This window comes from Streptomyces sp. NPDC004134 (assembly GCF_042874195.1).
GTDB lineage: Bacteria > Actinomycetota > Actinomycetes > Streptomycetales > Streptomycetaceae > Streptomyces.
The window spans coordinates 221,103-248,002 of the sequence record NZ_JBIAMS010000004.1 but is presented as its reverse complement, the minus strand read 5'-3'; the positions used below and the strand labels follow the sequence as shown (position 1 = coordinate 248,002).

The window sequence follows — 26,900 nt, the reverse complement described above, 5'->3', positions numbered from 1 at the left end:
CGATGGCCCTGACCCAGAAGGACGGCACGGCGGGGGAGTACGAGCAGGGCCCGCGGCGGCTGCGCCCGGGACGGCTCCTCGACCGCCCGCTCTCCTGGCTCGACCAGGCGGGCGACCAGCTCGTCTTCTACGTGCGCGCCCTGCTGTGGACCCCGCGGGCCGCCCGCCGCTACCTCAAGGAGGTGCAGCGGCTGCTCGCCGAGGTCGCCTTCGGCAGCGGCGGCCTCGGCGTCATCGGCGGCACGATCGGCGTGATGTTCGCGATGACCCTGTTCACCGGCACGGTCGTCGGCCTCCAGGGCTACGCGGCCCTCAACCAGATCGGCACCGCCGCCTTCACCGGCTTCGTCTCCGCGTACTTCAACACCCGCGAGATCGCCCCGCTCGTCGCCGGCCTCGCGCTGTCCGCCACCGTCGGCGCCGGCTTCACCGCCCAGCTCGGCGCGATGCGGATCAACGAGGAGGTCGACGCGCTGGAGGGCATGGGGGTGCGCTCCATGCCGTACCTCGTCACCACGCGCATCGTCGCCGGGGTGGTGGCGATCATCCCGCTCTACGGGATCGGGCTGCTCAGCTCGTACCTCGCCTCGCGCGCCGTGACGGTCCTCTACAACGGGCAGGCCGCCGGCACGTACGACCACTACTTCAACCTCTTCCTCTCCCCGGCCGACGTGCTGCTGTCGTTCATGAAAGTGCTGATCTTCAGCGTGATGGTGATCCTCGCGCACTGCTACTACGGCTTCCGCGCCACCGGAGGACCCGCCGGGGTCGGCGTCGCCGTGGGGCGCTCGGTGCGTTCCGCGATCGTGCTCATCGCGGTCACCGACTTCTTCCTCAGCCTGGCGATCTGGGGCACCACGACCACGGTGAAGGTGTCCGGATGAGCGGTCTCGAGACGACGGGACGCAGGATCGCGGGGCTGGTGTTCCTGCTGGTGATGGCGCTGCTGGTGTGGCTGTCGGTGGCCGTCTACAACAAGGAGTTCACCGACACCGCGACCGTCACGGTCGAGACCGGCAGCGTCGGCAACGAGATGCACCCGTACGCCGAGGTGAAGATGCGCGGCGTCGTCGTCGGCGAGGTGCGGGAGATCTCCGCGGCGAACGGCGGGCGGACCGCCCGGCTGACCCTCGCGCTCAACCCCGGGCAACTGGACCGGATCCCCGCCGACGTCTCCGCGCAGATGCTGCCCACCACGCTCTTCGGCGAGCGGTTCGTCTCCCTCGTCCCGCCCCCGGACGGCGGCACGGCCGGCGAGACGCTGGCGGCCGGCAGCGTCATCCCGCAGGACCGCAGCGAGAACGCCATCGAGCTGGAGCAGGTGCTCGACAACGTGATGCCGCTGCTCACCGCCGTGAAGCCGGCGAAGCTCTCCGCCACCCTCACCGCCATGGCCGACGCGCTCGACGGCCGCGGCAAGAAGCTCGGCGACACCCTCGTCGAGCTGGACGAGCACCTGCGGAAGCTCAACCCGCACCTGCCCACGCTCAACCGCGACATCCGCGAACTGGTCGAGCTCGGCCACCTGTACGCGGACACCGTCCCCGACCTCATCAAGGCGCTGCAGGACGCGACGACGACGAGCGGCACCATCGCCGAGAAGGCGCAGGACCTCGGCGGGCTGTACGGCACGCTGACGACCACGTCGCAGGACCTGGACACCTTCCTGGAGCAGAACCGGGAGAACATCATCCGGTTGTCCGCCGACAGCCGGCCCACGGTGGAGAAGATCGCCGAGTACGCGCCGTCGTTCCCCTGCACGCTGCGTACCCTCGCCGACTTCGTGCCCGTGATGGACAAGGCGCTCGGCAAGGGCACCGGCAAGCCGGGACTGCACGTCGACGTCGAGGTGCTGCCCGCCCGCGGCAAGTACGTGCCCGGCCGGGACGCCCCGCGCTTCGACGCCGGCGGCGGCCCGCGGTGCTACGGCGTCCCGTACACCGGTGCGCCCGCCGGGAGCGGCACCGCCGGTGCACGGGACGCCGGCCGGCCGCAGTCCGCGAAGACCCTGGCCACCGGCCTCGCCACCGACGAAACGGCCCTCGGGCTGCCCAACTCCCCGGCGGAGAACCAGCTCGTCAACGAACTCCTCGCGGCCGGCATGGAGAGCCCGCCCGCCGACCTGCCCGACTGGTCGAGCGTGCTCGCCGGACCCGTCTTCCGGGGCACGGAGGTGCGGCTGAAGTGAACAGAAGAAGCCTCGCGGGGCCCCTGATCAAGTCCCTCGTCTTCGTCGTGGTCACCGCGCTCGCCACCACCGCGCTCGCCTTCTCCATCGCCAACACCGGCGTCGGCCCCACCGACGGCTACAGCGCCCGGTTCACCGACGTGACCGGCCTGGTCGAGGGCGACAGCGTGCGGGTGGCGGGCGTGAAGGTCGGCGAGGTCGAATCCATCGAGCTGAGCGGACGGCGCTACGCGCGGGTGGAGTTCACCGTACGCGAAGGGCGTGAGCTGCCCGCCTCCGTCAACGCCTCGGTGAAGTACCTCAACATGGTCGGCCAGCGCTACATCGACCTGGAGCAGGGCGAGGGCCCGGTGGGACGGTCGCTCGCGCCCGGCGGCACCATCCCGCTGGAGCGCACCCGGCCCGCGCTCGACCTCACCGAGCTGTTCAACGGCTTCCAGCCGCTGTTCCAGGGGCTGTCGCCGCGGGACACCAACAAGCTCGCGAACGAGATCGTCCAGGTGCTCCAGGGCCAGGGCGGGACGGTCGACAGCCTCGTGGAGACGGTCGGCTCGCTGACCAGCACGCTGGCCGCGAAGGACCAGGTGATCGGCGAGGTGATCGACAACCTCACCGAGGTGGTGGAGACCGTCAACACCCGCGAGAAGGAGTTCAACGACCTGCTCGTGACCCTCCAGGACCTGGTGTCCGGCTTCTCCGACGACCGCAAGCCGCTCTTCCGCGCCGTCGACGCCATGGGCGACCTGACGGCCACCACCGCCGATCTCGTACGCGACGGCCGCGCCCCGCTGAAGGAGGACATCCACCAGGCCGGCCGGGTCGCCGAGCTGCTGGGCGACTACGTGCCGCTGGTGGAGGAGTTCCTCGAACAGACGCCGGTGAAGATGGCCACGCTGGGGCGGCTGGCCTCGTACGGCTCCTGGTTCAACCTCTATCTCTGCGAGGCGCGGGTGACGGGCGTGAGCATGTCCGACGGCAGCGAGCCGCCGACCGGGATCTCGGTCCAGCCGCCGAGGTGTGAGCGATGAGAGTGCCGAGGCTGAAGCCCGTACGCGAACGCAACCCCATCGCCGTGGCGCTGGTGGGGCTGCTGGTCCTGGCCCTGGGCGGGCTCGCGGCGTACCGCGCCGACGCGCTGCCCGGCGTCGGCGGCGGCACCTCCTACACGGCCCACTTCTCCGAGGCCGCCGGGCTGCGCTCCGGCGACGAGGTGCGGGTGGCGGGCGTCAAGGTGGGCGAGGTCGACGAGGTCGGGCTCGACGGGCCCAGGGTCGCCGTCGACTTCACCGTGCGCGACGCCTGGATCGGCGACCGGTCCACCGCCGCGATCGCCATCGAGACGCTGCTCGGCGAGAAGTACCTGGCCGTCGATCCGCTGGGCAGCGTCCGGCAGGACGCCGGCCGGCCGATCCCGGTCGAGCGCACCACGTCCCCGTACGACGTGACGCAGGCGTTCCAGGACCTGTCGTCGACCGTCGGCGAGCTGGACACCACGGCCCTCGCGGAGAGCTTCGAGGTGATCTCGGAGACCTTCGAGGACACCCCGCCGAACGTGCGCAAGGCGGCGAACGGGCTGGCGGACCTGTCGCAGACGATCTCCTCCCGGGACGCGGAACTGGCCCGGCTGCTGTCCGGCAGCGACGAGATCACCAAGACGCTGAAGGACCAGAACGACACGTTCGAGACGCTGCTGAAGGACGGCAACGACCTGCTCGCCGAGGTACGCAGCAGGCGCGACGCGATCCACGCCCTCTTCACCGGCACCCGCGACCTGGCGAAGGAGCTGGACGGGCTGGTCGAGGACAACGAGGAGCAGATCGGCCCGATGCTCGACGCCCTCGACCGGGTCACCGGCGTGCTCCAGGCCAACGAGAAGAACCTCGACAAGGCGCTGGCCACGGCCGGTCCGTACTACCGGCTCGTCGGCAACACCCTCGGCAGCGGCCGCTGGTTCGACAGCTACCTCTGCGGGCTCGTGCCGCAGGAGTACGCGCCGGACGTCGTACCGGACCGCGGGTGCCTGCCGCCGAAGCCGAAGGGGGGCCGATGATGGCACGCCGTGCAACGGCAGCGGTGCGGCGGCTGCGCGCGGCCGCCGGCCGGCTGCGGGACCGCAGACCGGTCGCGCTGCTGGTGACCGCGGTGCTGCTGCTTGCCGCGGGCACCTGGGGCGTACGGGCGCTGACGGGCCCCGACGGCAAGGCGGTCACCGCCTACTTCGACTCCGGAGTCGGCCTCTACGGCGGCTCGGACCTGCGGATCCTGGGCGTCAAGGTCGGCACCGTCGACTCCGTCGAACCCGAGGGCGACCGGGTGCGCGTCGAGCTGACCCTGGACCACGGCGTCCAGGCGCCCGCCGACGTGCAGGCCGCGGTCATCGCGCCGAGCGTCGTCTCCGGCCGCTACGTGCAGCTCAGCCCGCCCTACTCCGGCGGGCCCGAACTCGCCGACGGCGACGAGATCCCCGTCGAGCGCACCGCGACCCCGGTGGAGATCGACGAGCTGTACGCCTCCCTCACCGACCTCAGCGACGCCCTCGGCCCCGACGGCGCCAACGCCACCGGGGAGCTGAGCAAGCTGCTCGAAACCGGCGCCCGCAACCTGGAGGGCAACGGCAAGGAGATCGGCGACAGCATCGACCGGTTCGGCGACGCCACCCAGACGCTCTCCGGCCGCAGCGGCGACCTCTTCGGCACGATCGAGAACCTCCAGTCCTTCACCACCATGCTGAAGGAGAACGACCAGCACGTGCGCGACGCCGAGCGGCAGCTCGCCGATGTCGGCACCTTCCTCGCCGAGGACAAGGACGAACTGGCCGCCGCGCTGGAGGAGCTGGGCAAGGCACTCGGCAGGGTGCAGGGGTTCATCAAGGACAACCGCGGCCGGCTCAAGGCCAACGTCGACAAGCTCGCCGACCTGACCCGCATCCTCGTGGACAACCGCGCCTCGCTCGCCGAGGCGATGGACAGCGCGCCGCTGGCCACCGACAACCTGCTGCGCGCGTACAACCCCGGCAAGCGCACCATCGACGGCCGCGGCAACCTCAACGAGCTGAGCATGGGCGGCCCGCCCGACGCCGGCCTGGCGAAGGACGGCGGCGCCGCCGCCGGCCGCGCGGGTCTCGTACCGGCGCCCGCGGACCGGCAGGACGAACTGCCCGGGCTGCCGCTGCCCGCGGTCGGCGACGTCTACGGCACGCCGGAAGAAGGAGGCGGGCGATGAACTGGCACGTCAAGGCGGTCGCCGGAGTCGTGGCCGCGGCGCTCGTCATCGCCTCGCCGCTGGTGGTGATGAAGGTCTACGAGTCCGCGGACGTCGAGTTCACCGGCATCCAGGACCTGCCGCTGCCCGGCGGCGCCGACCTCGGCGGCCACCCGTACGAGGTCACCGCCGAGTTCGAGGACGTGCTGAGCCTGGTGCCGCAGTCCTCGGTACGGGTCAACGACGTGGCCGTCGGCCGGGTCACCGACATCGAGGTCGCCGACGACCGCTGGACCGCCGTGGTCACGATGAAGGTCAACGGCGACGTGCGGCTGCCGGCCGGCGCGTACGCCCGGATCGAGCAGTCGAGCCTGCTGGGCGAGAAATACGTCCAGTTGATCGCCCCGCCCGGGAAGAAGCAGGTCGACGCGCAGCAGGCGGGCGACCTCGGCACCGCCACCGGGGACGCCACCATCGCGATCCTCCCCGACGACACCAAGACCGACATCCCGCTGGCGCGCACCAACCGCAACCCGGAGGTCGAGGAGGTCTTCGGCGCCCTGTCGATGCTCCTCAACGGCGGCGGCATCGAGCAACTGCGCACCATCAGCCGGGAGCTGAACAACGCGCTCCAGGGCAACGAGCCGCAGGTCCGCTCCATGCTCAAGCGCGTCGACACCCTGATGAAGAGCCTCGACGACAACAAGGACGGCATCACCGACGCGCTCGACAGCGTCAACCGGCTGTCCGCCACCCTCGCCACCCGCAAGACGGAGATCGGCGTCATCCTCGACGACCTCAGCCCCGGCATGAAGGTGCTGGAGGAGCAGCGCGGCGCACTGGTCACCATGCTGCGCTCGCTGGACCGGCTCTCCGACGTCGCGGTGGAGACCGTCGACGCGAGCAAAGAGGACATGATCGCCGACCTCAGGGCCCTGGGGAAGGTGCTGAAGAACCTCGCCGACGCCGGGCGGACGCTGCCCGCCTCGCTGGAGGTGCTGCTCACGTACCCCTTCACCGACGAGGTGCTGCGCGGCGTCAAGGGCGACTACCTCAACATCTACCTCGGCGTCACCTCCCCCCGCGGCACGGAGCTGATCCCGCCGCTGACCGGGGAGTCCGTGCCCGGCGCCACCGGGCCGAGCACCACCGTCGACCCGCGCTCCGCCCCGCCCGGCACCGCCCTCGCGCTGCCGCTGCCGCTCCCGTCCGTGGGACCGGCGCCGCCGGGCGCCGACCCGTCCGGGTCCCCGGATCCGGACGATCCGGCGCCGGACGACACGGGGTCAGGGGACACGGGGTCCGCCTCTCCCGGCGGCGGCCCGTCCGACGGCGCCGGCACGCCGTCGGGGCCGCCGCCGGGCAGCCCGTCCGCTACGGAGCCGGAGTCGCCGCCGGCGTCCGGCAGCGAGCCGCCCGGGGGTGAGGGCCGGTGATCACCAGGTCCGTCATCGTCAAGAACATCGTGTTCGCCCTCGTCGCGGTGCTCGTCATCGGCTACGTCGGCGTGCGCTACGCCGACCTCGGCCGCTACGTCGGCATGCGCGACTACTACACGGTGCGCGTCGAACTCGCCGAGACCGGCGGCCTGTTCCCGCACGCGGAGGTGACCTACCGCGGGGTGTCGGTCGGGCGCGTCGGGTCGATCGAGCTGACCGGCACGGGCGTCGAGGCCGAGCTGCAGATCCGCGACTCGGCCCCGCCGATCCCCAGCGACCTGTCGGCCGACGTCGCCAACTACTCCGCGGTGGGCGAGCAGTACATCGACCTCAAGCCCGCCGCCGACTCCGGCCCGTACCTCGCGGACGGCGCCGTCGTCGGCCGCCAGCACACCGCGACGCCCGCGCCCGTCACCAACCTCCTCACCAGCGTCGACTCCTTCGCCACCTCCGTCGACACCGGCGAGCTGCGCACCGTCGTGGACGAACTCGGCGACGCCCTCGCCGGGCAGGGCGACAACCTCCAGCGGCTCCTCGACACCGGCAGCGAGTTCATCCGGGCCGCCGACGCGGCGCTGCCGCACAGTACCCGGCTCATGATCGACGGCGAGACCGTGCTGCGCACGCAGAACGACTCCGGCGAGGCGCTGCAGGAGTTCGCGAAGGGCGCCGAGGAGCTGACCGAGCAGCTCAAGCGCTCCGACGGCGACCTGCGCCGCGTCGTCGAGGCGGGCCCCGGCGCCGCGAGCCAGGTCACCGGGCTGCTGCGCGACCTCGACCCGAGCCTGAGCATCCTGCTCGCGAACCTGCTGACCACCTCGGAGATCGCGGTCACCCGGCAGGACGGCCTGGAGCAACTGCTCGTCCAGTTGCCGCAGGTGGCCGCCGCCGGCTCCACCGCCATCACCTCCGACGGCGCCCGCTTCGGCATGGCGCTCAGCTTCTTCGACCCGCTGCCCTGCACCCAGGGGTACGGCTCCACGGCGTACCGCAACGGCCTCAAGACCAGCCCGGCGGGCTTCAACACCGCCGCCCGCTGCACCGCCCCGGCGTCGAGCGGCGTCAACGTCCGCGGCTCCGCGCACTCCCCGGGCGGCGGCGCGGTACCCGAGCCGGCCGAGCCCGGCTCGGGACTCGCCGACGACCGGCCCGGCACCCGCGCCGCGCCCGGCACCCTGCCCGGCGCGCTCGGGCTGCCCGCGGTCGGCGACGGCCCCACCGACATGGCCGGGCTGCTCGGCCTGAAGGAGGCGCGATGAGCACCCGACTCCCGTACGTCCGCGGCGCCCCGCGGCGGCAGACGCTCGCCGCCGCACTCGCCGTCGCGCTGGTCCTCGCCTTCGCCGGCTTCTCCGCCTGGCGCTACGCCGCCGCCGCGACCAGCGAAGAACTGGACTTCGGCCGCGAGCGCGACCGCGTGCTGGCCGCGGGCCAGGAGCACATCGGGACGCTCAACAGCATCGACGCCGCCGACCCCGAGGCGGGCCTGGCGCGCTGGCAGGACGCCACCACGGGACCGCTGCACGAGGACCTGCGCCGGTCGCGGGCCGCGAGCGCCGACGCCTTCGACCGCGCGGGCGTCACGGCCCGCGCGACGGTCACGGAAGCCGCCGTCACCGAGCTGGACACGCGCGCGGGCACGGCGAAGGCCCTGGCCACGGTGCGGGTGGAGACGAGCGGCGGGGCGGACGGGGAGCGTACGGACCGCAAGCGGTTCGAGGCGGGCCTGGAGCGGACGGGGGACGGCTGGAAGATCGCGTCGCTCACCGCGATCACGGTGGAGGGGAGCGGTTCATGAGCCGGGACGGCGACGGGGACGGCAAGGCGGGCGTGGCCGTCGAGGCGCGGGAGCGGGAGCCGGCGGAGTCCGCAGAAGCAGCCGCAGCGGAAGCCGCTGAAGCCGCTGAAGCCCCTGAAGTCGCGGAAGCGGAAGCCGCTGAAGCCGGAGCCGCCGGGTCCGGTGAGTCCGGCGGCGGGGCCCGTACGGGATCCGCCGCCGCCCGGCGCCGCCGGCGGGCCGCGGGCGTCGCGGTGCTGGTCGCGCTCCTGCTCGCCGGCACCGGACTCCTCGTCCAGGCCGCTCGCCTGGGCGGCGACGACGCGCTGGCCAACCGGGCGCTCACCGACTCCTCCGGCACCGCCGCCGTCGCCGGCGACGTCAGCAACGCCCTCAGCAAGGTGTTCTCGTACGCGCCGCAAGACCCCGGCGTCACCGCGCGGGACGCCGACGAACTCCTCGCCGGGCCCGCCCGCGAGCAGTACCGGCAGCTCTTCGGCCAGATCCGGCAGCGGGTCGTCGCCCAGGAGCTGACGCTGACCACCCACGTCGTACGCGCCGGGGTGATCCGGCTCGACGGCGACGACGCCACGCTGCTGGTCCTCCTCGACCAGATCACCGAACGCAAGGGCAAGGACCCGACGAGCGCCGGCGCGCAGCTCTCCGTGACCGCGGAGCGGCAGGACGGGCAGTGGCGCATCACCGACCTGAAGTCCCGCTAGCGAAAGGGCGGATCGACGTGAGCCTGAGGAAGAACCCCCTGCTGACGCTGGCCCTGGTGGCCGCGGCGCTGGCGGCGGTGCTCGCGGCGTGGGCCGGCACCTCCTGGTACGCGGCCGCGCACGACGACGCGGCGGACTTCGCCGCCTCCCGGGACGACGCGCTGGCCGCCGCCCGGCAGGCCGTGACGAACCTCAACACCCTCGACCACCGCGAGCTGGGCGAGGGCCTCGACCGCTGGGAGGCGTCCGCCACCGGCGAACTCCTCGCCCAACTGCAGCAGGGGCGCGAGGGGTTCGAGAAGGAGGTGGCGAGGGCGGAGACGGTGACCACGGCCGAGGTGCTGTCGGCGGCGCTCACCGAGCTGGACGACCGGGCCGGCCGGGCGGACGTGCTGGTCGCGGTCCGGATCACGGTCGCCGCACCCGGGGAGAAGCCGCAGGCCAAGGAGAGCCGGATGCTCGGCGAGGTCACCCGCACCGGCGACGGCTGGAAGCTCAGCGCCCTCGGGCAGGCGCCCGCCGGCGACTCCGCGGGCGGGGACGCGGGCGAGGGCTCCGGCCAGGGCGCGGGGCAGGGCACCGACCAGGGATCGGGCTCGGACTCGGGCCGGGCCGGCGAAGCCGGGCAGTGAACTTCCGGAGAGGACCGCACAGATGTCGACCACCCGCCACCTGATCAACCGGCGCCGGCGCACCGCACCTCCCGCCGAGGAGGCGCAGAAGCCGGCCCGGCGGCAGCCCGCGGCGGCCGTCCGGGCCAGGCCCAGGACCAGGCCCGCGGCCCGGCCGGCGGAGCCCGCGGGGAAGCAGACACCGGCGCCGGCCCGCAGACCGCGGCCGGGCGCCCGGGACCGTACCGCCGGGGACCGTACCGGCGCCGCAACGTCCCCGCGGGGCCGGCGGCTTGCCGCGGCGCTGGGCGCCGCGGCCGTGCTGCTCGGCTGCTTCGCGGCCTTCGCCGCGGTGCAGGCGGGCGGGGGCGGCGACCCCGCGGCCGACAACGCGGCGCTCGTGGACGCGCCGCTGACGAGCGAGGTCAAGGGCGGCGTCGGCGAGGCGGTGGAGGCGGTGTTCTCCGTCGACTACACCGACCTCGACGAGAACCGGAAGGCGGCCCGCACGTACCTCACCGGCAAGGCCGTCGGCCAGCACCGGCAGATGCTCGCGGACGTCCGGGAGCAGGCCCCGTCGCAGAAGCTCGTCCTCACCACCACCGTGACCGACTCGGCGGTGGAGCTGGCCGACGGCGGCGCGGCGCGCGTGCTGGTCTTCGCCGACCAGCGCAACACCCGTACGGACACGGACGAGACGTCGTACGGCGCCGCGATGGTCGCGGTGGACGCGGTGAAGGACGACGGCAGGTGGCGGATCTCGAACATCGACACCTTCGGCTGACGGCCCGGGCACGACGGCGGGCACGGCCGCCGCCGCGCACGACGACCACGGCAACCGCAACCCCGACTTCGCCGGGAGGCAGGTCCATGGCTTCACTCAGCAGGATGCGCCACAGCGTGGCGACGGCGGCGCTCGCGGCGGCGGCGATGGTCGCGCTGACCGCCTCGCAGGCCCCGGGCGACGAGCCGGAACGGGCGGGCGGCGGCGGGGCGGAGGACCGGCTCGACACGGCGCCCGTGCTGCCGCCGGGGACGCCGGGCGACGGCCAGTACCACACCGAGATCCCGCCGTTGCAGGGCATGGACCCGATCGTCGGCACGCAGCCGACGCCGCCCGCGGTGATCGAGCAGCAGTCCGGCGTGCCGGCGACCGTGCTCGACGCGTACCGGAAGGCGGAGCGGCGGCTCGCGGCCGGCGACCCCGGCTGCGGGCTGCCGTGGGAACTGCTGGCCGCCATCGGCAAGGTGGAGTCCGGGCACGCCCGCGGCGGCGCCGTCGACGCGGACGGCACCACCCTCACCCCGATCCTCGGGCCGGTCCTCGACGGCAACGGCTTCGCGAACATCTCGGACACCGACGGCGGCCGCTACGACGGCGACACCGGCTACGACCGGGCCGTGGGGCCGATGCAGTTCATCCCGTCGACGTGGGCGGGATGGGCCGCGGACGGCAACGGCGACGGGCGCTTGGACCCGAACAACGTCTACGACGCGACGCTGGCGGCGGGCCACTACCTGTGCGCGGGCAACCGGGACCTGACGGCGGCGGCCGACCTGGACCGGGCGATCCTCAGCTACAACTACTCGCGGGACTACCTCGCCACCGTGCTGGCCTGGCTGGGCTTCTACCGCTCGGGCGTGCACGCGGTGCCGGACGGCACGGGGGTGCTGCCGGCCAGTTCCGGCGCGGGCAACCCCCGTTCCGTACCGGAGAAGGGGAGCAGGAAGACGCCGGGAGAGCCGGACGGTCCCGGCGGCGGGATCGTGGTCGGGCCGCGGCCGAGTCCTTCGGACGGCGGTTCCGGCGGTTCTGGCGGCTCCGCATCCGGAGGCTCGGGCGGTACGGGCGGATCAGGCGGTACGGGCGACTCCGGCGGCTCCGGCGACCCGGGCGGCACGGGCGACCCCGGCGGCGACCCCGGCGGCGGCGACCCGGGCCCCAGCCCCACCGACCCGGGCGAGACCGGCGGCTCAGGCGATCCGGGCGGCAGCGGCGACCCGGGCGGCGACCCCGGCGGCGGCACGGGCGACCCCGGCGACCCTGACCCCAGCGACAGTTGCTCCGCCGATCCCGGCGAGTCGCCCTCGCCGAGCCCCGGCGATCCGGGCGAGGAGTCCCCCTGCCCGGACGACTCCACCTCGCCGGACCCGTCGGGCACGACCTGACGGGCCGCCGGCAGCACACGATCGCCCGGTCCGCGCCGAGGCGCCGACCGGGCGATCGACCGCGGCCCCGCTGCCCGCGCAGCCGGCCCGCAGGGTGCGTACGGCGTCCGCTCAGACCAGCGTGGCGTTGAGCGTGATGTTCTCGACGCCCGCCAGCGCCTTGCTCACCGGGCAGTTCTTCTTCGCGTCCTCGGCGGCGGCCTGGAACTCCTCCTCGGACAGCCCCGGCACGGTCGCGCGCACGGTCAGCACGATGCCGGTGATGCCCTCGCCGGGCTGGAACGTCACGTCGGCGCTGGTGTCCAGGGACTCCACGGTGTGGCCCTTGCCGGCCAGGCCGTGCGAGAAGGCCATGGAGTAGCACGCCGAGTGGGCCGCCGCGATCAGCTCCTCGGGGCTGGTCTTGCCGCCGGGCTCGGCGGAGCGTGCCGGCCAGCTCACGTCGTACGTGCCGATCTTGGAGGACTCGAGGGCGACGGTCCCCTTGCCCTCGAGCAGGTTGCCCTCCCAGTGGGTCTTCGCGGTGCGGGTGGTTGCCATGGCGGTCAGCCTCCGAGTCTGGAGCGAAAGACGGTACGTGCCCCAAGTTATCGGTGCCGGGGCGCCCGAGGGCGTCCGGGCCGGGGCCGGACGTTGGCGTGGCGCAGATCACAGTGAAGCCGGGAAATAGCGGGGAGTGCTTCCCCGTTTAGCAGGTGTCCGAAGAAAGCGGGGAGTGATTCCCCGGAAGCCACCAGGGAGGCAACCATGGGCACGGGCAAGAGCGCCACGCTCCCCGAGCAGCGGCAGCCGCGCATGCGGGCCGATGCCTCCCGCAACCGTGAACGGATCATCGAGGCCGCCCGGGAGGCGTTCGTGGAGTGGGGCCCCGACGTCCCGCTCGACGAGATCGCCCGCCGCGCCGGCGTCGGCAACGCGACGGTCTACCGGCACTTCGCCGACCGCCGCGAGCTCATCCTCCAGGTGACCCTGGAATCCATGCGCCGCATCGCCGGCCTGGCGGAGGCCGCGCTCGCCGAGGACGGCGACGCGTTCGACGCGCTGCGGGGCTTCGTGCACCGGGGCGCCGACGAGCGGATCGGGTCGCTGTGCCCGCTGCTCGCCGACGGCTTCGACCACGCGGCGCCCGACGTGATCGGCATGCGCGAGCGGCTCGACACCGCGCTGGAGAACCTGATGGCGCGGGCCCGCGCCGAGGGCACGCTCCGCTCGGACGTGGGCGTCGGGGACCTGATGGTCGCGCTCGCCCAGCTCACGCGCCCGCTGCCCGGTCTGGAGTGCGGTGTGGGGTTCGACACGTACATGCACCGTCATCTGGAGCTGTTCCTCGACGGGCTGATGAATCCGGCCAGGTCAACGCTGTCCGGCAGCGCCGCCACGTTCGAGGCTTTGCGGCAGAAGGGCACGTAAATGAGGTGATCCGCGAACGGTGAGTCTGTTCTGATCATCGAGACTCTCTGTTTCCGAGCCCTGTGCGGTGATGAGCACCGGTTCGTTCTGATTCGTACCACGATCAACCCTGAACTCGAATGGTGGGTACCCCCATGCCAGAAACGGCTCTGCAGCCTGATCCGAGGCGCTGGAAAGCCCTCGCGTTCATCGCTGTGGCTCAGTTGATGGTCGTCCTCGACGCGACCATCGTGAACATCGCGCTGCCCTCCGCCCAGGAGGACCTCGGCATCTCCGACGGCAACCGCCAGTGGGTCATCACGGCCTACGCGCTCGCCTTCGGCGGCCTGCTGCTCTTCGGCGGCCGCATCGCCGACCTCTGGGGCCGCAAGCGCACCTTCATCACCGGCCTCGCCGGCTTCGCCGCCGCCTCCGCGCTCGGCGGCGCGGCGACCGGCGAGGTCATGATGTTCGGCGCCCGCGCCCTGCAGGGCGTCTTCGGCGCCCTGCTCGCGCCCGCCGCCCTGTCCCTGCTCGCCGTCCTCTTCACCGACGGCAAGGAACGGGCCAAGGCGTTCGGCATCTACGGCGCCATCGCCGGCGCCGGTGGCGGCGTCGGGCTGATCCTCGGCGGTGTGCTGACCGAGTACCTGGACTGGCGCTGGACGTTCTTCGTGAACATCCCGTTCGCCGCCGTCGCCATCCTCGGCGCGATGGCCGTCATCCACGACCCCAAGGGCAGCCGGAACCGCTCCACGCTCGACATACCGGGCGTGCTGCTGGCGACCACCGGTCTGGTGGCGCTGGTGTACGGCTTCACCCGGGCCGAGTCGGACGGCTGGACCGACACCCTCACGCTGGTCATGTTCGTCGCGTCCGTGGTGCTGCTGGCCGCGTTCGTGGCGGTGGAGGCGAAGGTCAAGAACCCGCTGCTGCCGCTGCGCGTCCTGCTGGACCGCAACCGCGGCGGTGTCTACCTGTCGCTCGGTCTCGCGGTCATCGCGATGTTCGGCGTCTTCCTGTTCCTCACCTACTACCTGCAGATCGTGAAGGGGTACACCCCGGTCAAGACCGGCCTGGCGTTCCTTCCGATGATCGTGGGCATGATCATCGGCTCGACGCAGATCGGCGCCCGGCTGATGACCCGCGTGCGGCCGCGGCTGCTGCTGGTGCCCGGCTTCCTCGTCGGCGCCCTCGGCATGCTGCTGCTGGCCCAGATAGAGCCGGGCAGCTCGTACGCCGCGGTCGTCCTGCCCGGCCTCGTGCTGCTGGGCCTGGGCCTCGGCACGGCGTTCATGCCGGCCATGTCCCTGGCCACCTTCGGGGTCGAGCCGCGTGACTCGGGCATCGCCTCGGCGATGGTCAACACCTCGCAGCAGGTCGGCGGCGCCATCGGCACCGCGCTGCTGAACACGATCGCCGCCAGTGCGACGACCAGTTGGATCTCCTCGAACGCCTCGGAGGCCCGCAGCCTGGGCCGGCAGGGCTTCGAGAACTCCGCGGCCGTGCACGGCTACTCGACGGCGATCTGGTGGGCCGTCGGCATCCTGGTGGTCTCGGCCGCCATCGCGTACGCCCTGGTCAACGCCCGGGCGCAGGCGGGGCACGAGGTCTCGGGCGACGGCAAGGACGCCGGTGCGCAGGACGAGGTGCAGGCGCCGGTGATGGTCCACTGACCGCGCCCGTGCACTGACTCAAAGGAGAGTTCAGGGCTGGGTGAAGGCCCCTTTCCGTTCCTCGGGGGGACGGGAAGGGGCCTTCGCCATGCCTGCCGGGCTTCCGTCTGTCCGCTGCCGCCTTCCCGCTCAGCCCAGTTGGAGTGAGCGCTTGGCCAGCCCCATCCAGAAGCCGTCGATGACGCTGCGCTGGGTGGGCAGGTCGTCCTCGGCGGCGCCGAGGGTGACGAACAGCGGGGCGAAGTGCTCGGTACGGGGGTGGGCCAGCCGGCCCGCGGGCGACTTGTGCACGAAGTCCAGCAGCGCGTCCACGTCCTGCGCCGCCAGCGCCTCGCGGCCCCAGACGTCGAACTCCGCGGACCACGCGGGCGGCCCGTCGCCGGTGTGCCGCAGCGCGGCGAGGTTGTGGGTGAAGAATCCGCTGCCGACGATCAGCACGCCCTCCGCGCGCAGCGGCGCGAGCCGGCGGCCGAGCGCGAGCAGCCGCCCGGGGTCGAGGGTCGGCATGGAGAGCTGGAGCACCGGGATGTCCGCGTCCGGGTACATCTCCACCAGCGGCACGTACGCGCCGTGGTCGAGGCCGCGGTCGGGGAAGTCCTGCACGCTCTCGCCGGGGGTGCGCAGCAGTTTGCGTACGGACTCGGCCAGTTCGGGGGCGCCTGGGGCGGGGTAGCGGACGCGGTAGTAGTGCTCGGGGAAGCCCCAGAAGTCGTAGACCAGCGGGACCGTGGTGGTGGCACCGAGGGCGGCGGGGGCCTCCTCCCAGTGCGCGGAGACCACGAGGACGGCCCGCGGGCGGGGCAGGTCCGCGGCCCAGGCGGCCAGCTCGGCGGGCCAGACGGGGTCGTCGGCGAGCGGCGGGGCGCCGTGGGAGAGATAGAGCGCGGGCATGGTGGGCATGGTGGGTCGCCGCCTTCCGGTCCCCTGAAGTTTAGACTTCAACCATACCCGCGCTCGGCCGGATGCCCGGCCGCGCCCGCCTCAGAACGCCGGGTCGATGAGCGCGACGGACTGCAGCGCGGCCACGCGCGCGGTGTCGTCGCCGACGTCCAGCGCGGTGTCGACGAACTTGATCGTGTGCTCGTCGCCGTGCGCCGCCGCCCGGGTCAGCAGCTCGTCGTCGGCGGCCGCCGCGTCGCCGGCCGGCGGCGCCGGGATGCGGTCCTGCGGCAGCGGGGCGGCCGGTCCGTACGCGGCGGTGACGGCGGCGCTCGCCGCCCAGGCGGCCGCGTAGCTCGGGACCCACAGGTCGCGGGGGAGCGCGGGCAGGGCGCGGAGCACGGCGTTCGGGGCGGTCGCGGCGTGCACCAGCATCACCGGCTCGCCGTGCCCGTACGCCGCATAGCGGTGGACCGCGGCCCGTACCAGCGCGGCCAGCGCCTCACGGGCCTCCTCGGGGGTACGCGCCGGAGCCAGGGCGCCCACCGCCGCCGGCCAGCCGGGCGTCGACTCCGCGGTGAGCTGCGCCAGCCGCTCGCGGATGCCGCCGGCCTGCGCGGGCACGGCGGGCACCGCGGCCAGCGCCGCGTCCGGACCCGCGGTGCCGGCGGGGACGGGGGCGCTGGGCAGGCGGGCGAAGCGGGCGGCCCAGTAGCCCAGGGCGTGCGCCAGCTCGGTGACCCGGGGGCCGGTGGGGGCGCGGCCCGCGGCCTCGGTGTCCTGGAGGGTGCGTACGGCATGGCCCGCGCGGATCACCGTGTGCGTCGCGGCGCCGGCCAGCCCGGGCAGCAGCCTCGGCCACCACTCCGCCAGCACCTCGCGCCACGGCCGGGCGTCCAGCTCCCGCGCGAAGTACGCCGGCCAGTCCCCGAGCCGCGCCGGATCGCCGAGCGCCTCGTGCCAGGCGGCGGGGTCGATGGGCCGGGCCTGCGGCGGCATGTCCTCCAGCTTGTCCCGGTAGCGGTCCAGCCAGCGGTGCACCGTCGCCGCCCGGTCACCGTGCACCAGGGCCTCCACGGCCATCGGGCCGTGGTTCGTCAGCCAGCCCTGCCGCTCGGGCCCCGCGGCGTGCAGCCGCTCCAGGGCCTCGTCGAGCACCCCGCTGCCGTCCCTGCCGTCCCGGGTGCGGCCCTTCTCCGTACGCGCGTCCTCGCGGCTCGTCTCCATGCCCGGGACGCTACGTGCGCCGCCGCCGGTCCGTAACGGCCGCGGGCCCTAGGTCCCCGTAGGTCTACGGGCCCAGGCACCCACCCGCACTTTCCGGCCGCGGGAGCAACCAGAAGGCCCCGCGCGCCGTCTTCACACGGGGAGGGGCGGCCCAGGACGGCGCCGCCCAGGGGGGAGGCCACGATGCCGGATGTGACGGGCATCTCACGGACCAGCGGCGGCCGGCACCGGCCCGGACCGCGGCCACCCGCCGACTGCCCGGCCTGACCAGGCCCTCTCCGGCCCGTACGGCACACCGTACGGCGTCCTGAGCCTGCCTTGAGGCGGGGCAGGATACTGCAAGATCACGAAAATCGGTGTACCCGAAGGGAATTCTGTCCTGAATCTCTTCGTTGGACCAGGTGGAACGGACGGACACCCGGTAGGTGTCGACCACCGGTTAGGAACTCACTCGCAAGGGAGCACGCATGGCAACCCGTGCCGTCGCCCGCCGCCAGGCCGAGACCCCGGCCGGCGGGGCAAGCAGCGCTCGCGGCGCTCGCGCCAAGAGCGGCGAGATCGCCGACCGCGACCTCGTCGGGATGTACCTCGACGAGATCGCACGGACGCCGCTGCTCGACGCCGCGAAGGAGGTCGAGCTCTCCCTGGACATCGAGGCCGGCGTCTACGCCGAGAAGCTGCTCGCCGGCGACGCGAAGCCCGAGGCCGTGGACGCGCCGAGCGCATCGGCGGACCGGGAGGAACTCGAAGCGATCGTGGCCCAGGGCGAGCGTGCCAAGGACCTCTTCATCCGCTCGAACCTCCGCCTGGTCGTCGCCGTCGCCCGCCGCTACCCGCGCAGCGGGCTGCCGCTCCTCGACCTGATCCAGGAGGGGAACGCCGGCCTGGTGCGCGCCGTCGAGAAGTTCGACTACAAGAAGGGCTTCAAGTTCTCCACGTACGCCACGTGGTGGATCCGCCAGGCCATCACCCGCTCCATCGCCGACCAGTCCCGGACGATCCGGCTCCCCGTCCACCTCGTCGAGGAACTGGGCCGCATCCGGCGCGTACAGCGCGAGTTCAACCGCGAGCACGGCCGTGAGCCGGAGCCCGCCGAGGTCGCCGCCGAGCTGGGCTCGACGCCCGAGCGCGTGACGGACGTCCTGGACTGGGCCCGCGACCCGGTCAGCCTCAACATGGCGGTCGACGACGAGGGCGAGACCCAGTTCGGCGACCTGCTGGAGGACACCGGCGCGGACTCGCCGGAGGACTCCGTGCTGGTGATGATGCGCCGCGAGGAACTGGAGGGCCTCATCGGCCGGCTGGAGCCGCGCACGGCGTCGATCATCAAGGCGCGCTACGGCATCGAGGACGGCCGCGAGCGCACGCTGACCGAGGTCGGCAAGCAGCACGGCCTCACCCGCGAGCGGATCCGGCAGATCGAGAAGCACGCCCTGGTCGAGCTGAAGAAGCTCGCCCGCGACACCGGCTTCGAGTCCGCGGCCTGACGGCCGGCCCGGCCGGCCGCCCAGAAAGCAGCCCCCGATGTCTCCCCCCGGCATCGGGGGCTTCCCCGTGCCCCGGTGGGGCAGGCGGTCTCACGCGCCGGTCGCCGCGTCGGCCATGTAGGCGGCGGACGCCAGGGCGAGGACCAGATACAGGCCGGGGAACGCGATGTTGTGGAAGACCCGCGCCTTGACGTGGGCGGCGAGGGCCCCGGCGAAGAACAGGGTCAGGCCCACCCCGGCGGCGACCCCGAGCCACGGCACCGCCGCCAGCCCGACGACGAGACCGGCCGCACCGGCCAGCTTCAGCGCCGCGAGGTACGGCAGGGCGGCGGCGGGGGTGTGCACGGCGGCGGAGTTCTTCATGACGAACCCCGCCCTGGCGAAGTCGGCGACGGCGATGAACGTGTTGGCCGCGATGCACACCACCACGGCGGTGGCCAGCGCGGTCGTCTGTACGCTCATGGGCAGTGGAACTCCTCGGCTGGTGGGCTTCCGGGACGTGAGAGTGGTGGTCTCGTCCGTCCCAACGTCTCCCGTCGAGGAAAGGTGACATCCCGTGGTTCAGGTTGCGGAGTTCGAGGCGGCCAGGCCGCAGTTGACGGCGCTGGCGTTCCGGCTGCTCGGATCCGTACACGATGCGGAAGACGCCGTGCAGACCACGTGGATCAAGGCGTCGGCCGCCGCCTCCGCGGAGCCGCGCAACCCGGCCGCGTGGCTGACGACCGTCCTCACCCGGGTCTGCCTCGACCACCTGCGCGCGCGGCGCCGGCGCCGCGAGGAACCGCTGCTCGCGGATCTGATCCCGGACGGGAGACTCGCGGCGGACGAGCGCTTCGTGCAACGGGAACAGGTCTCCCGCGCCCTGCTGGTGGTCCTCGACCGGCTGACCCCGCCGCAGCGCGTCGCGTACGTCCTGCACGACCTCTTCGGCCTGCCGTTCCGTGAGGTGGCGGAGACCCTCGGCACCACCGTGGTCAACGCGAAGAAGCACGCGAGCCGTGCCCGCGTCCGCATCCGGGGAACAGGGCCCGTGCCCGCATCCGCATCCGCATCCGCATCCGCGTCGACGTCGGCAACCGCGCCCGCCGACACCGCCGTTGCCGACGCGTTCCTCGCGGCGGCCGCGGGCGGCGACATCGGCCGCCTGCTCACCCTGATGACCGCCACCTGCACCCGCACCGCCGACCCGGCCCTCCTGCCCCCGGGTACCCCGACCACGGTCACCGGCGCCGCGGAGATCGCCCGCGAGACGACCCACTTCACCTCCAGAGTCCGCACCACGACCCGCCTCCTGGTCGCGGGCACCCCCAGCTACGTCATCGCGCCCGGCGGCCACGCCCTGGCAACGCTGACCCTCACCACGGAGGACGCCCGGATCACCAGCCTCACCCTCACCCGCCTCAGGCCCGGCACACCCCTCACCCTCCTATCGCTTGAACGAAACGTTTAAAGCAATGCGTTGACAACGTTCCATGGGCGCCGCATTCTCTTCTCATGCCGTCGACTCCCGAGCAGCACACCGACCCGTTCACACCTCCGCGGCCGGAACAGGCGCGAGCGCACCGCGTCCACGCGTCCCTGTTCCGCATCGCCGAGCGCCACGCGACCACCGGCGAACAGCGGCACCGGCAGATCCATCCCTCGGCCATCGGGCCGCACGAAGCGGTCAGACTCGTGTCCTTCCTGCTCAGCGGGATCGCACAACGCGATGACGGAGAGCCCGAGGTGGACCACGCCGACATCACCGCCGCCCTGAGCCTCGTCCCACTGGTGCGCGGCGAGATGGACGAACTGGAAACCGGTCTCCTCCAGATGGCACGTGGCCGCGGCATGACGTGGCAGGAGATCGCCTTCGGCCTCGGCCTCGGCACTCCCCAGGCGGCCAGACAGCGATACGAACGACTGGCCAGCCGCGCCGCACCGGACGCGGAAGGCCCGGAGTAGCGGCGCGCCCGGTCGTCAGGCGGGGCCGTAGAGGTCGGTGTACGACGGGAAGACGCCGCCCGGGCCGTCGACGGATGCCGCGGCGCGCAGGGCCCTGGCCATGGCCCGGGTGAGGGCGTCCGCGCCGGCCGCGAAGATCTCGTTGAGCGCGCCGGCTTCCTGGTGCACCGCGAACGCCGGGTCGGGGGCGGCGGCGTCCGGGGGCAGCAGCGGCCGGGTGCCGGTGGCCAGGGCGAACACGGTGTCGCCGTCGGAGAGCAGGTGCGCGGGGCGTACGGCACGGGCCAGCCCGTCGTGCGCGGAGCCGGCCAGCTTCTGCGCCTGCGCCTTGCCGAGGGCGGCGTCCGTGGCGACGACGGCCAGCGTCGTGTTCAGCGGCGGCCGGGCCGAGGCGGCGAACCGCCGCGCGGTCTCCTCCCGAGCCGCCTCCAGCCGCCGCACCGCGGCGGCATGCACCTCCGCACCGGGCAGCCCCCTCGCGGCGCCGTTGGCCACACCTCCGGAAGAAGCCCCGGGGGGGACCCCCCGCCCCCCATCCCCTCCCCTTGCTTCGCCGGGCGCCGCGGGTCCGCCCGCGGCCCCGTCGAACAGCTCCGCGTACAGCGCGCCCGTGGCCGGGTCGAGGCCGGAGCCGGCGGCGTTGACGACGGCCAGCGCGGCGACCGTGGTGCCGGAGGGCAGCACCGTGCTCGCCGTGCCGACGCCGCCCTTCATCGCCCCGCACACCGCGCCCGTGCCCGCGCCGACGTTGCCCTCCGCGACCGCGGCACCGGACGCGGAGGCCGCTGCCGCGGCGGCGGCATCCCGGCCCATGGCGGCGTCGGGGCGGGCCCGGAAGTCACCGCCGCGGCCCAGGTCGAACAGGGCCGCCGCCGGGACCACCGGGACCACCTGCGCCGGATCGGGCCCCACCCGGAAGCCGCGGCCCTGCTCCTCCAGCCAGGCCATCACGCCGGAGGCGGCGGCCAGCCCGTACGCGCTGCCGCCTGTCAGCACCACCGCCTCCACCCGCGGCACGATGTTGCGCGGGTCGAGGGCGTCGGTCTCCCGGGTGCCGGGCCCGCCCCCGCGTACGTCCACGGAGGCAACGGCGCCGCCCTCCGGCGCGAGCACCACCGTCGTCCCGGTCAGCCACCCGCCACCGGCCCGCGACGCATGCCCGACCCGCAGCCCCGCCACATCCGTGATCCCGTCCACGCCCATGCGACGCACTTTAACGGCCGACCCCACGGGCCCCGGCCGGCAAAAGCCCGACGGCCGCACAGGGCCACAGCGCGCGTGACTGCGCCCGCGCACCGTCCATACAGCGCCTGCCGACGCCCTACGCCCGCACTCGTACCGCCCGTCCGGCATGCGCGCCGTGCCGCCGGACGTGCCGGCCCGCTCCGCTACGCCGCCGCCCCGGCCCCGGCAGGCGGCGGCCCCGTACCCTGGGGGCTATGAGCACCGAGCCCGAGAACCCGCTCGTCTTCGACGATCCGCTGGCGCAGCCGAGCCGGGACGACACCGACGAGGGCTGGGGCGAGCGGCCCGCCGCCGAGGGGAGCGCCGCCGATCTGGCCCGCTTCCTCGACGAGAAGCCGCCGCACCACATCTGACCCCGCCGGGGCCCGCGGCGACGGCCCCGGCGCTTCCGGGCGGCCGCCCGCCGCGCTACCTCTGCGTCGGCAGCGTGCCGCCGTCGCGGCTCGGCGTCGCGCCGTTCCGCTGGGCCACCAGCTCGTCGCGGATCTGCGTCAGCAGCTCGATCTCCGTGGCCTCCGCGGGGGTCTCCGCCACCGGCTCCTTCGCCGCCTGCCGCTCCCTGAGCTTGTTCATCGGCAGGATCATCGCGAAGTACACGACGGCCGCCGTCATGACGAACGTCAGCGTCGCGCTCAGCACCGGCCCCCACAGGATCGCGACGCCCTTGGTGACCTCGCCCTCCGGGCTCGTCGTGCAGACATCGCTGAAGCACGAGTGGTACTTGTCGAGGTTCTTCGAGCCGAAGATGCCGACGATGGGGTTGATGACGCCCTTGACCACGGCGTTCACGATGCTCGTGAACGCCGCGCCGACGACGACGGCGACCGCGAGTTCCATCACGTTCCCGCGCATCAGGAACTGCTTGAACCCGGCGATGACGCCCTGACTGTCCGAGGTGCTCCCGGCGTCCTGCGTGCTCAATGCCCTTCCTCGCTTCACTCTCGACGGGTCGGTCGACCCAGCAAGGTATGGCAGAGATACGGAAGGATTGTCCAATCCTCCCACTCATGCCGGTGACCATCCGCGCAAGTGTCGTCATCGCAGCGTCACCGCCAGCCGCTCTCCGGCCGCCGCACCGGCCAGCGCCGCGGCCGCGGACCGCGGTACGGACAGCACCACCAGCCCCCCGTCCTCCCAGCCCGTCAACCCCGCTGCTCCGGAGGGCACTTCCTCCGGGGTCTCCGCCCAGTCCGAAGCGTCAGGTGCCTCTGCCGACCCGTCCGGAGCCTCTATCGGCTCCGGCGGCCCCATCGCTCCCTCCGTCTCCGCGGCCCCCGGCGCTTCCGCCCCCTGCTCCGCCTCCAGCGCTCCCGCCGTCCCCGGGATCTCCGCCACCCTCGCCGCCCGTGCCACGACCCGCGCCGGGCCGCCGTCCTCGGCGTCCACGGCCAGCACGTCGACCACATCGCCCGGCTTCAGCAATCCGACTACTCCCGCGTCCGCGAGCCGCACCGGCGCCAGTACCTCCGCGCCGCCGCTGCCGCCCCCGTCCCGCCCCGTGGTCGCCGGGTCCGTGACATCGCCGGAAGCCCCCCGCTCCGAGCCGTCCGGGGCCGCGGCGTTCGGTGGGTCCGGGTCAGAGCGCGGCGCCGCGGCCAGGGCCGCTGCCGCCATCGCGAGTAATGCGGCCAGCAGCCGCCGGCGGCTCGCCAGTACCCGCCGCACCCGCGCCCCGCGTGCTGGGCGCAGCGGCTCGAAGTCCGGCACCCCACCCGGCGGCGGCGCCCCACGCGGCAGCGATCCCGGGCCTGCCCCCGACGGCGAGCGGGGTCCCGACGTCGGTACCGGACCCGGTCCTGCCGCCGAAAACTCCCCCGAGAACTCCGCCGGCAACGAGCCCGGTCCGGCCGTGCCACCGCCGCCCCCGCGTGAATTCACCGCCCCCGCCGGGCCGTTGCCTCCGGCCCTCAGCTCGCCGTACCGCAAGCCGGCCTCGGCGTCGGGAGAAAGAGTCAGAGAAGAGCCGGGAAGAGTACGGGCCAGGGCAGACATGGCGGCCACCACCTGTTCGTGACGAGTCGATCGCGTTCCGTGACGCCCTCGACTCTGCCCGATCTCCGCCCGCCCCGCTCCAGCCTGTGGATAACTCCCCAGTTGTGGATAACCTCGTCACCCGCACCCAGGGGAAACCGCCCCGCATCCCGGGGAAACCGCCCCTGCGGCCCGGGTGAGCCGCTCCTGCCGCCCCGTGCGAACCGCCGCTACGGCAGCTTGATCCCCGTGTCCATCCCCGCCAGCGCACCCGCGCACAAGCAGTTCCGGTCCGCAGTCGCCGGCAGTCGCCCCACCGCGTCGAACAGCACGTCGCGCAGCCGCCCGACGTTCGCCGCGAAGACCTCGAGCACCTCTTCGTGCGAGACGCCCTCGCCCGTCTCGGCGCCCGCGTCCAGGTCCGTGACCAGCGTCATCGACGTGTAGCAGAGCTCCAGTTCACGCGCCAGCACCGCTTCCGGGTGCCCGGTCATCCCGACCACGGCCCACCCCTGCGCCTGGTGCCACAGCGACTCCGCCCGGGTGGAGAACCGCGGCCCCTCGATGACGACCAGCGTCCCCCCGTCGACCGCCTCCCAGCCGCTCTCGTGCGCGGCCTTCAGCGCGGCCCCCCGCCCTGTGGGGCAGTAGGGGTCGGCGAGGCTCACGTGCACGACGTTCGGCGTGGCGCCGCCCGGCAGTTGCTCGCCGTCGTAATAGGTCTGCGCGCGCGACTTCGTACGGTCCACCATCTGGTCGGGTACGAGCAGCGTCCCCGGCCCGTGCTCCGGCTGCAGCCCGCCCACGGCGCACGGTCCCAGCACCTGCCGTACGCCCAGGGAGCGCAATGCCCACAGGTTGGCGCGGTAGTTGATCCGGTGCGGCGGGATGTGGTGCTTGCGGCCGTGCCGGGGCAGGAACGCGACGCGCCGCCCCGCGATCTCGCCGAGGAACAGCGAGTCGCTGGGCGGCCCGTACGGTGTCTCGACGGCGATCTCCGTGACGTCGTCGAGGAACGAATAGAACCCGGAGCCCCCGATGACGCCGATCTCTGCCTGTACTGCCGCTGCCTCAGCCATGCCGCAACGATAACCGCGGGGCCGGGCCCGGCGGCGCTCAGGCCGCGGACGTCCCGCTGGACGACTTGGAGGACGACGAGGGAGAAGAAGACGAGGACGTCGAGGAAGACGACGAACCCGAAGAAGAGGAGGAAGAGGACGAGGACGACGACGAAGAGGACAAGGTCGACGACTCCGAACTCTTCTTCTCGCTCGACCCCGAACCGGACCCGCCGGAACCCGAACCCCCGGATCCCGAGCCGGAACCGCTGCGGCTGTCCGTCCGGTAGAAACCGGAGCCCTTGAAGACGACGCCGACCGCGGAGAACACCTTGCGCAGCCGCCCCTGGCAGGCGGGGCACACCGTCAGCGCCTCGTCGGTGAACTTCTGCACCGCTTCGAGGCCCTTGCCGCACTCGGTGCACTGGTACTGGTAGGTCGGCACGTGCTTCCTCCTGGCACTCTCAACTGTTGAGTGCTAACGACGCTTCATCATGCAGCATTCCCGCCCGTCAGTCCACCGGCGCCGGTACGGGACGCTCGCCGCCACGGAACGTGATCACTCCGTGGCTGTCCGCAGGCCGCAGCCGGCGCCGGAGCAGCAGCAGTGTGGCGCACGCGAGCGCCGTCGCCGCCAGCGGTACGAGGAACCCGGCCCTCGCGCCCGGGCCGTCCGCCAGCCGCCCGGCCGCCGTCGTCGCCGCGGCCTGCCCCAGCGCGACGGCGCCCGTCAGCCACGTGAACGCCTCCGTACGCGCCTCCTTGGGCACCAGCGCGTCCGCCAGCGTGAAGCCCGTGATCAGCGCGGGCGCGATGCACACGCCCACCGCCAGGCCGAGCCCGCCGAGCGCCGCCGCCGACTCCAGCCCCGCCACCGCCCACAGCCCCGAGGCGGTGGCGACCAGCAGCGGGTACGCGACGAGCAGGCGCCGCTGCGCCGGGCCGCGCCAGTGGACCACGCCGATGACGACACCGGCGAGCATGTTGCCGGCGGCGAAGACCCCGTACAGGATCCCGCTCAGCCCGGGGCGGCCGATCGACTCGCTGAACGCCGTCAGGGACACCTGCATGCCGCCGAAGACCGCGCCGACCCCGAAGAACGCCGCGACCAGCACCGGCAGCGCCGGCGCCCGCAGCGCGGAGGCCCGCCGCCCGCGCGGCAGGCCCGCGCGGTCCGCGAGCCCCACCGGCGGCGCCGTCCGCCGCTGCGCCGCGAACAGCAGCCCGCCGGCCAGCGTCAGCACCCCTTCCGCCACCAGTCCCGCCGCCGGATGCACCCCCGTGCACAGGGCCGCGGCGAGCACCGGCCCGACGACGAACGTGAACTCGTCCGTCACCGACTCGAACGCCGTCGCCGTGTGCTGGAGCGGGGTGCGCGGATCCGGTCCGGTGGCGAAGAGATGCGACCAACGGGCCCGCACCATCGGCCCGATCTGGGGGATGGACGCGCCCGTCGGCACCGCCGCGGCCACCAGCGCCCACCCCGGCGCACCCGCCAGCGCGAGCACGCTCAGCAGGACCACCGCGGCGGCGTGCAGCAGCACGCTCGGGAGCAGCACCGCGCGCTGCCCGTAGCGGTCGGTGAGCTTGCCGCTGACGGGGGCGCAGAACGCCATGGACAGACCCGCCGCGGCCGCCACCGTGCCGGCCAGGGTGTACGAGCCGGACGTGTGCTCCACCAGCAGCACGATGCTCATGGTCAGCATCGCGAACGGCTGCCGCGCGGCGAAGCCGGGGAACACGAAGCTCCGCGCCCCGGGCGTGCGCAGCAACTGACGGTATCCGGGCCGCGCACCGGCTGCACCGGCTGCACCGGGTCGACCGGGCGTACCAGCAGCCCGGTCCCGGGGCGTACCGGAGGAAGATCCCGAAGGTGAAGGGGACCCCGAAGACGACGGGGGTCCGGAATGCGAAGGG

At 73.5% G+C, this 26,900-nt stretch carries 27 protein-coding genes and 1 pseudogene; 18 read left to right on the top strand and 10 right to left on the bottom strand.

Going from position 1 to position 26,900, the window contains the following annotated elements; all coding sequences use genetic code 11:
• The first annotated feature begins 2 nt into the window (after positions 1–2).
• The 12 genes and pseudogenes from ACFYVJ_RS08285 to ACFYVJ_RS08230 all read left to right on the top strand — a co-directional run bounded on the left by ACFYVJ_RS08285 (position 3) and on the right by ACFYVJ_RS08230 (position 12,107).
• Entirely contained in the window at positions 3–884 is an 882-nt protein-coding gene (locus tag ACFYVJ_RS08285) for an MlaE family ABC transporter permease (RefSeq protein ID WP_388887741.1), read from the top strand.
• Positions 881–2,188: an MCE family protein gene (locus tag ACFYVJ_RS08280; protein ID WP_388887739.1), complete on the top strand. Its 1,308-nt coding sequence runs from the start codon at positions 881–883 to the stop codon at positions 2,186–2,188. Before ACFYVJ_RS08285 ends, ACFYVJ_RS08280 begins: the two co-directional genes overlap by 4 nt.
• Positions 2,185–3,216: an MCE family protein gene (locus ACFYVJ_RS08275; RefSeq protein ID WP_388887737.1), complete on the top strand. Its 1,032-nt coding sequence runs from the start codon at positions 2,185–2,187 to the stop codon at positions 3,214–3,216. Before ACFYVJ_RS08280 ends, ACFYVJ_RS08275 begins: the two co-directional genes overlap by 4 nt.
• Complete coding sequence (locus tag ACFYVJ_RS08270; protein ID WP_388887735.1) at positions 3,213–4,238, top strand: MCE family protein; 1,026 nt, start codon at positions 3,213–3,215, stop codon at positions 4,236–4,238. The genes ACFYVJ_RS08275 and ACFYVJ_RS08270 overlap by 4 nt, the downstream gene beginning before the upstream one ends.
• Positions 4,238–5,410 (top strand): MCE family protein, encoded by a 1,173-nt coding sequence (locus ACFYVJ_RS08265; RefSeq protein ID WP_388887733.1) that lies wholly within the window; start codon positions 4,238–4,240, stop codon positions 5,408–5,410. Before ACFYVJ_RS08270 ends, ACFYVJ_RS08265 begins: the two co-directional genes overlap by 1 nt.
• Positions 5,407–6,825 carry an MCE family protein gene (locus ACFYVJ_RS08260; protein ID WP_388887731.1) on the top strand — a complete coding sequence of 473 codons (1,419 nt, stop codon included), beginning with the start codon at positions 5,407–5,409 and terminating at the stop codon, positions 6,823–6,825. Before ACFYVJ_RS08265 ends, ACFYVJ_RS08260 begins: the two co-directional genes overlap by 4 nt.
• Positions 6,822–8,087 (top strand): MCE family protein, encoded by a 1,266-nt coding sequence (locus ACFYVJ_RS08255; RefSeq protein WP_388887728.1) that lies wholly within the window; start codon positions 6,822–6,824, stop codon positions 8,085–8,087. The genes ACFYVJ_RS08260 and ACFYVJ_RS08255 overlap by 4 nt, the downstream gene beginning before the upstream one ends.
• The gene (locus tag ACFYVJ_RS08250; protein ID WP_388887726.1) at positions 8,084–8,626 is read left to right on the top strand and encodes a hypothetical protein; all 543 of its coding nucleotides are present in this window, start codon (positions 8,084–8,086) and stop codon (positions 8,624–8,626) included. The genes ACFYVJ_RS08255 and ACFYVJ_RS08250 overlap by 4 nt, the downstream gene beginning before the upstream one ends.
• Entirely contained in the window at positions 8,623–9,327 is a 705-nt protein-coding gene (locus ACFYVJ_RS08245) for a hypothetical protein (RefSeq protein ID WP_388887724.1), read from the top strand. Before ACFYVJ_RS08250 ends, ACFYVJ_RS08245 begins: the two co-directional genes overlap by 4 nt.
• Before the next feature lie 11 nt (positions 9,328–9,338).
• Positions 9,339–9,866 (top strand): annotated as a pseudogene (locus ACFYVJ_RS08240) (hypothetical protein); the annotation flags it as partial.
• A gap of 115 nt (positions 9,867–9,981) precedes the next feature.
• On the top strand, positions 9,982–10,722 hold the full coding sequence (locus ACFYVJ_RS08235) for a hypothetical protein (protein ID WP_388887722.1): 741 nt from the start codon (positions 9,982–9,984) through the stop codon (positions 10,720–10,722).
• A 104-nt stretch (positions 10,723–10,826) separates the two neighbouring features.
• The gene (locus ACFYVJ_RS08230; protein WP_388887906.1) at positions 10,827–12,107 is read left to right on the top strand and encodes a lytic transglycosylase domain-containing protein; all 1,281 of its coding nucleotides are present in this window, start codon (positions 10,827–10,829) and stop codon (positions 12,105–12,107) included.
• 111 nt (positions 12,108–12,218) lie between these two features.
• On the opposite strand, the gene ACFYVJ_RS08225 is transcribed toward ACFYVJ_RS08230, so the two are convergent.
• A complete protein-coding gene (locus ACFYVJ_RS08225) occupies positions 12,219–12,647 on the bottom strand; it encodes an OsmC family protein (RefSeq protein WP_101424071.1) in 429 nt (142 codons plus the stop codon).
• A gap of 207 nt (positions 12,648–12,854) precedes the next feature.
• Here ACFYVJ_RS08225 and ACFYVJ_RS08220 point away from each other — a divergent pair, with 207 nt between their 5' ends.
• Together ACFYVJ_RS08220 and ACFYVJ_RS08215 are read left to right on the top strand one after the other, a co-directional pair.
• Entirely contained in the window at positions 12,855–13,517 is a 663-nt protein-coding gene (locus ACFYVJ_RS08220; protein WP_388887720.1) for a TetR/AcrR family transcriptional regulator, read from the top strand.
• A gap of 134 nt (positions 13,518–13,651) precedes the next feature.
• Entirely contained in the window at positions 13,652–15,172 is a 1,521-nt protein-coding gene (locus ACFYVJ_RS08215; protein ID WP_388887718.1) for an MFS transporter, read from the top strand.
• A 129-nt stretch (positions 15,173–15,301) separates the two neighbouring features.
• On the opposite strand, the gene ACFYVJ_RS08210 is transcribed toward ACFYVJ_RS08215, so the two are convergent.
• Positions 15,302–16,072 (bottom strand): dioxygenase, encoded by a 771-nt coding sequence (locus ACFYVJ_RS08210; RefSeq protein ID WP_388887716.1) that lies wholly within the window; start codon positions 16,070–16,072, stop codon positions 15,302–15,304.
• 81 nt (positions 16,073–16,153) lie between these two features.
• Complete coding sequence (locus ACFYVJ_RS08205; protein ID WP_388887714.1) at positions 16,154–17,278, bottom strand: questin oxidase family protein; 1,125 nt, start codon at positions 17,276–17,278, stop codon at positions 16,154–16,156.
• Positions 17,279–17,745: 467 nt separating this feature from the next.
• On the opposite strand from ACFYVJ_RS08205, the gene ACFYVJ_RS08200 reads away from it, so the two are divergent.
• On the top strand, positions 17,746–18,765 hold the full coding sequence (locus ACFYVJ_RS08200; RefSeq protein ID WP_388887712.1) for an RNA polymerase sigma factor RpoD/SigA: 1,020 nt from the start codon (positions 17,746–17,748) through the stop codon (positions 18,763–18,765).
• Between the two features lie 90 nt (positions 18,766–18,855).
• Here ACFYVJ_RS08200 and ACFYVJ_RS08195 read toward each other — a convergent pair whose 3' ends face one another.
• Positions 18,856–19,227, bottom strand: a complete 372-nt coding sequence (locus ACFYVJ_RS08195; RefSeq protein WP_388887710.1) for a DoxX family protein — start codon at positions 19,225–19,227, stop codon at positions 18,856–18,858.
• A gap of 94 nt (positions 19,228–19,321) precedes the next feature.
• Here ACFYVJ_RS08195 and ACFYVJ_RS08190 point away from each other — a divergent pair, with 94 nt between their 5' ends.
• Complete coding sequence (locus ACFYVJ_RS08190; protein ID WP_388887708.1) at positions 19,322–20,215, top strand: sigma-70 family RNA polymerase sigma factor; 894 nt, start codon at positions 19,322–19,324, stop codon at positions 20,213–20,215.
• Between the two features lie 44 nt (positions 20,216–20,259).
• Positions 20,260–20,709 (top strand): DNA-binding protein, encoded by a 450-nt coding sequence (locus tag ACFYVJ_RS08185; protein ID WP_388887706.1) that lies wholly within the window; start codon positions 20,260–20,262, stop codon positions 20,707–20,709.
• A 15-nt stretch (positions 20,710–20,724) separates the two neighbouring features.
• Here ACFYVJ_RS08185 and ACFYVJ_RS08180 read toward each other — a convergent pair whose 3' ends face one another.
• Positions 20,725–21,912 (bottom strand): P1 family peptidase, encoded by a 1,188-nt coding sequence (locus ACFYVJ_RS08180; protein ID WP_388887704.1) that lies wholly within the window; start codon positions 21,910–21,912, stop codon positions 20,725–20,727.
• A 236-nt stretch (positions 21,913–22,148) separates the two neighbouring features.
• Between ACFYVJ_RS08180 and ACFYVJ_RS08175 the strand changes: the two genes are divergently transcribed.
• The gene (locus tag ACFYVJ_RS08175; protein WP_018839180.1) at positions 22,149–22,307 is read left to right on the top strand and encodes a hypothetical protein; all 159 of its coding nucleotides are present in this window, start codon (positions 22,149–22,151) and stop codon (positions 22,305–22,307) included.
• Between the two features lie 55 nt (positions 22,308–22,362).
• Here the strand turns inward: ACFYVJ_RS08175 and mscL are convergent, their stop codons facing one another.
• From mscL to ACFYVJ_RS08150, 5 genes are all read right to left on the bottom strand, one after another.
• Positions 22,363–22,875, bottom strand: a complete 513-nt coding sequence (mscL, locus tag ACFYVJ_RS08170; protein ID WP_388887702.1) for a large conductance mechanosensitive channel protein MscL — start codon at positions 22,873–22,875, stop codon at positions 22,363–22,365.
• 114 nt (positions 22,876–22,989) lie between these two features.
• Positions 22,990–23,661, bottom strand: coding sequence for a hypothetical protein (locus ACFYVJ_RS08165; RefSeq protein WP_388887700.1), 672 nt, complete (start codon positions 23,659–23,661; stop codon positions 22,990–22,992).
• A gap of 494 nt (positions 23,662–24,155) precedes the next feature.
• Entirely contained in the window at positions 24,156–25,004 is an 849-nt protein-coding gene (locus ACFYVJ_RS08160; protein ID WP_388887698.1) for an S-methyl-5'-thioadenosine phosphorylase, read from the bottom strand.
• Positions 25,005–25,041: 37 nt separating this feature from the next.
• Positions 25,042–25,428 carry an FmdB family zinc ribbon protein gene (locus ACFYVJ_RS08155; protein ID WP_388887696.1) on the bottom strand — a complete coding sequence of 129 codons (387 nt, stop codon included), beginning with the start codon at positions 25,426–25,428 and terminating at the stop codon, positions 25,042–25,044.
• 67 nt (positions 25,429–25,495) lie between these two features.
• Positions 25,496–26,755 (bottom strand): MFS transporter, encoded by a 1,260-nt coding sequence (locus ACFYVJ_RS08150; protein WP_388887694.1) that lies wholly within the window; start codon positions 26,753–26,755, stop codon positions 25,496–25,498.
• Positions 26,756–26,900 lie beyond the last annotated feature (145 nt).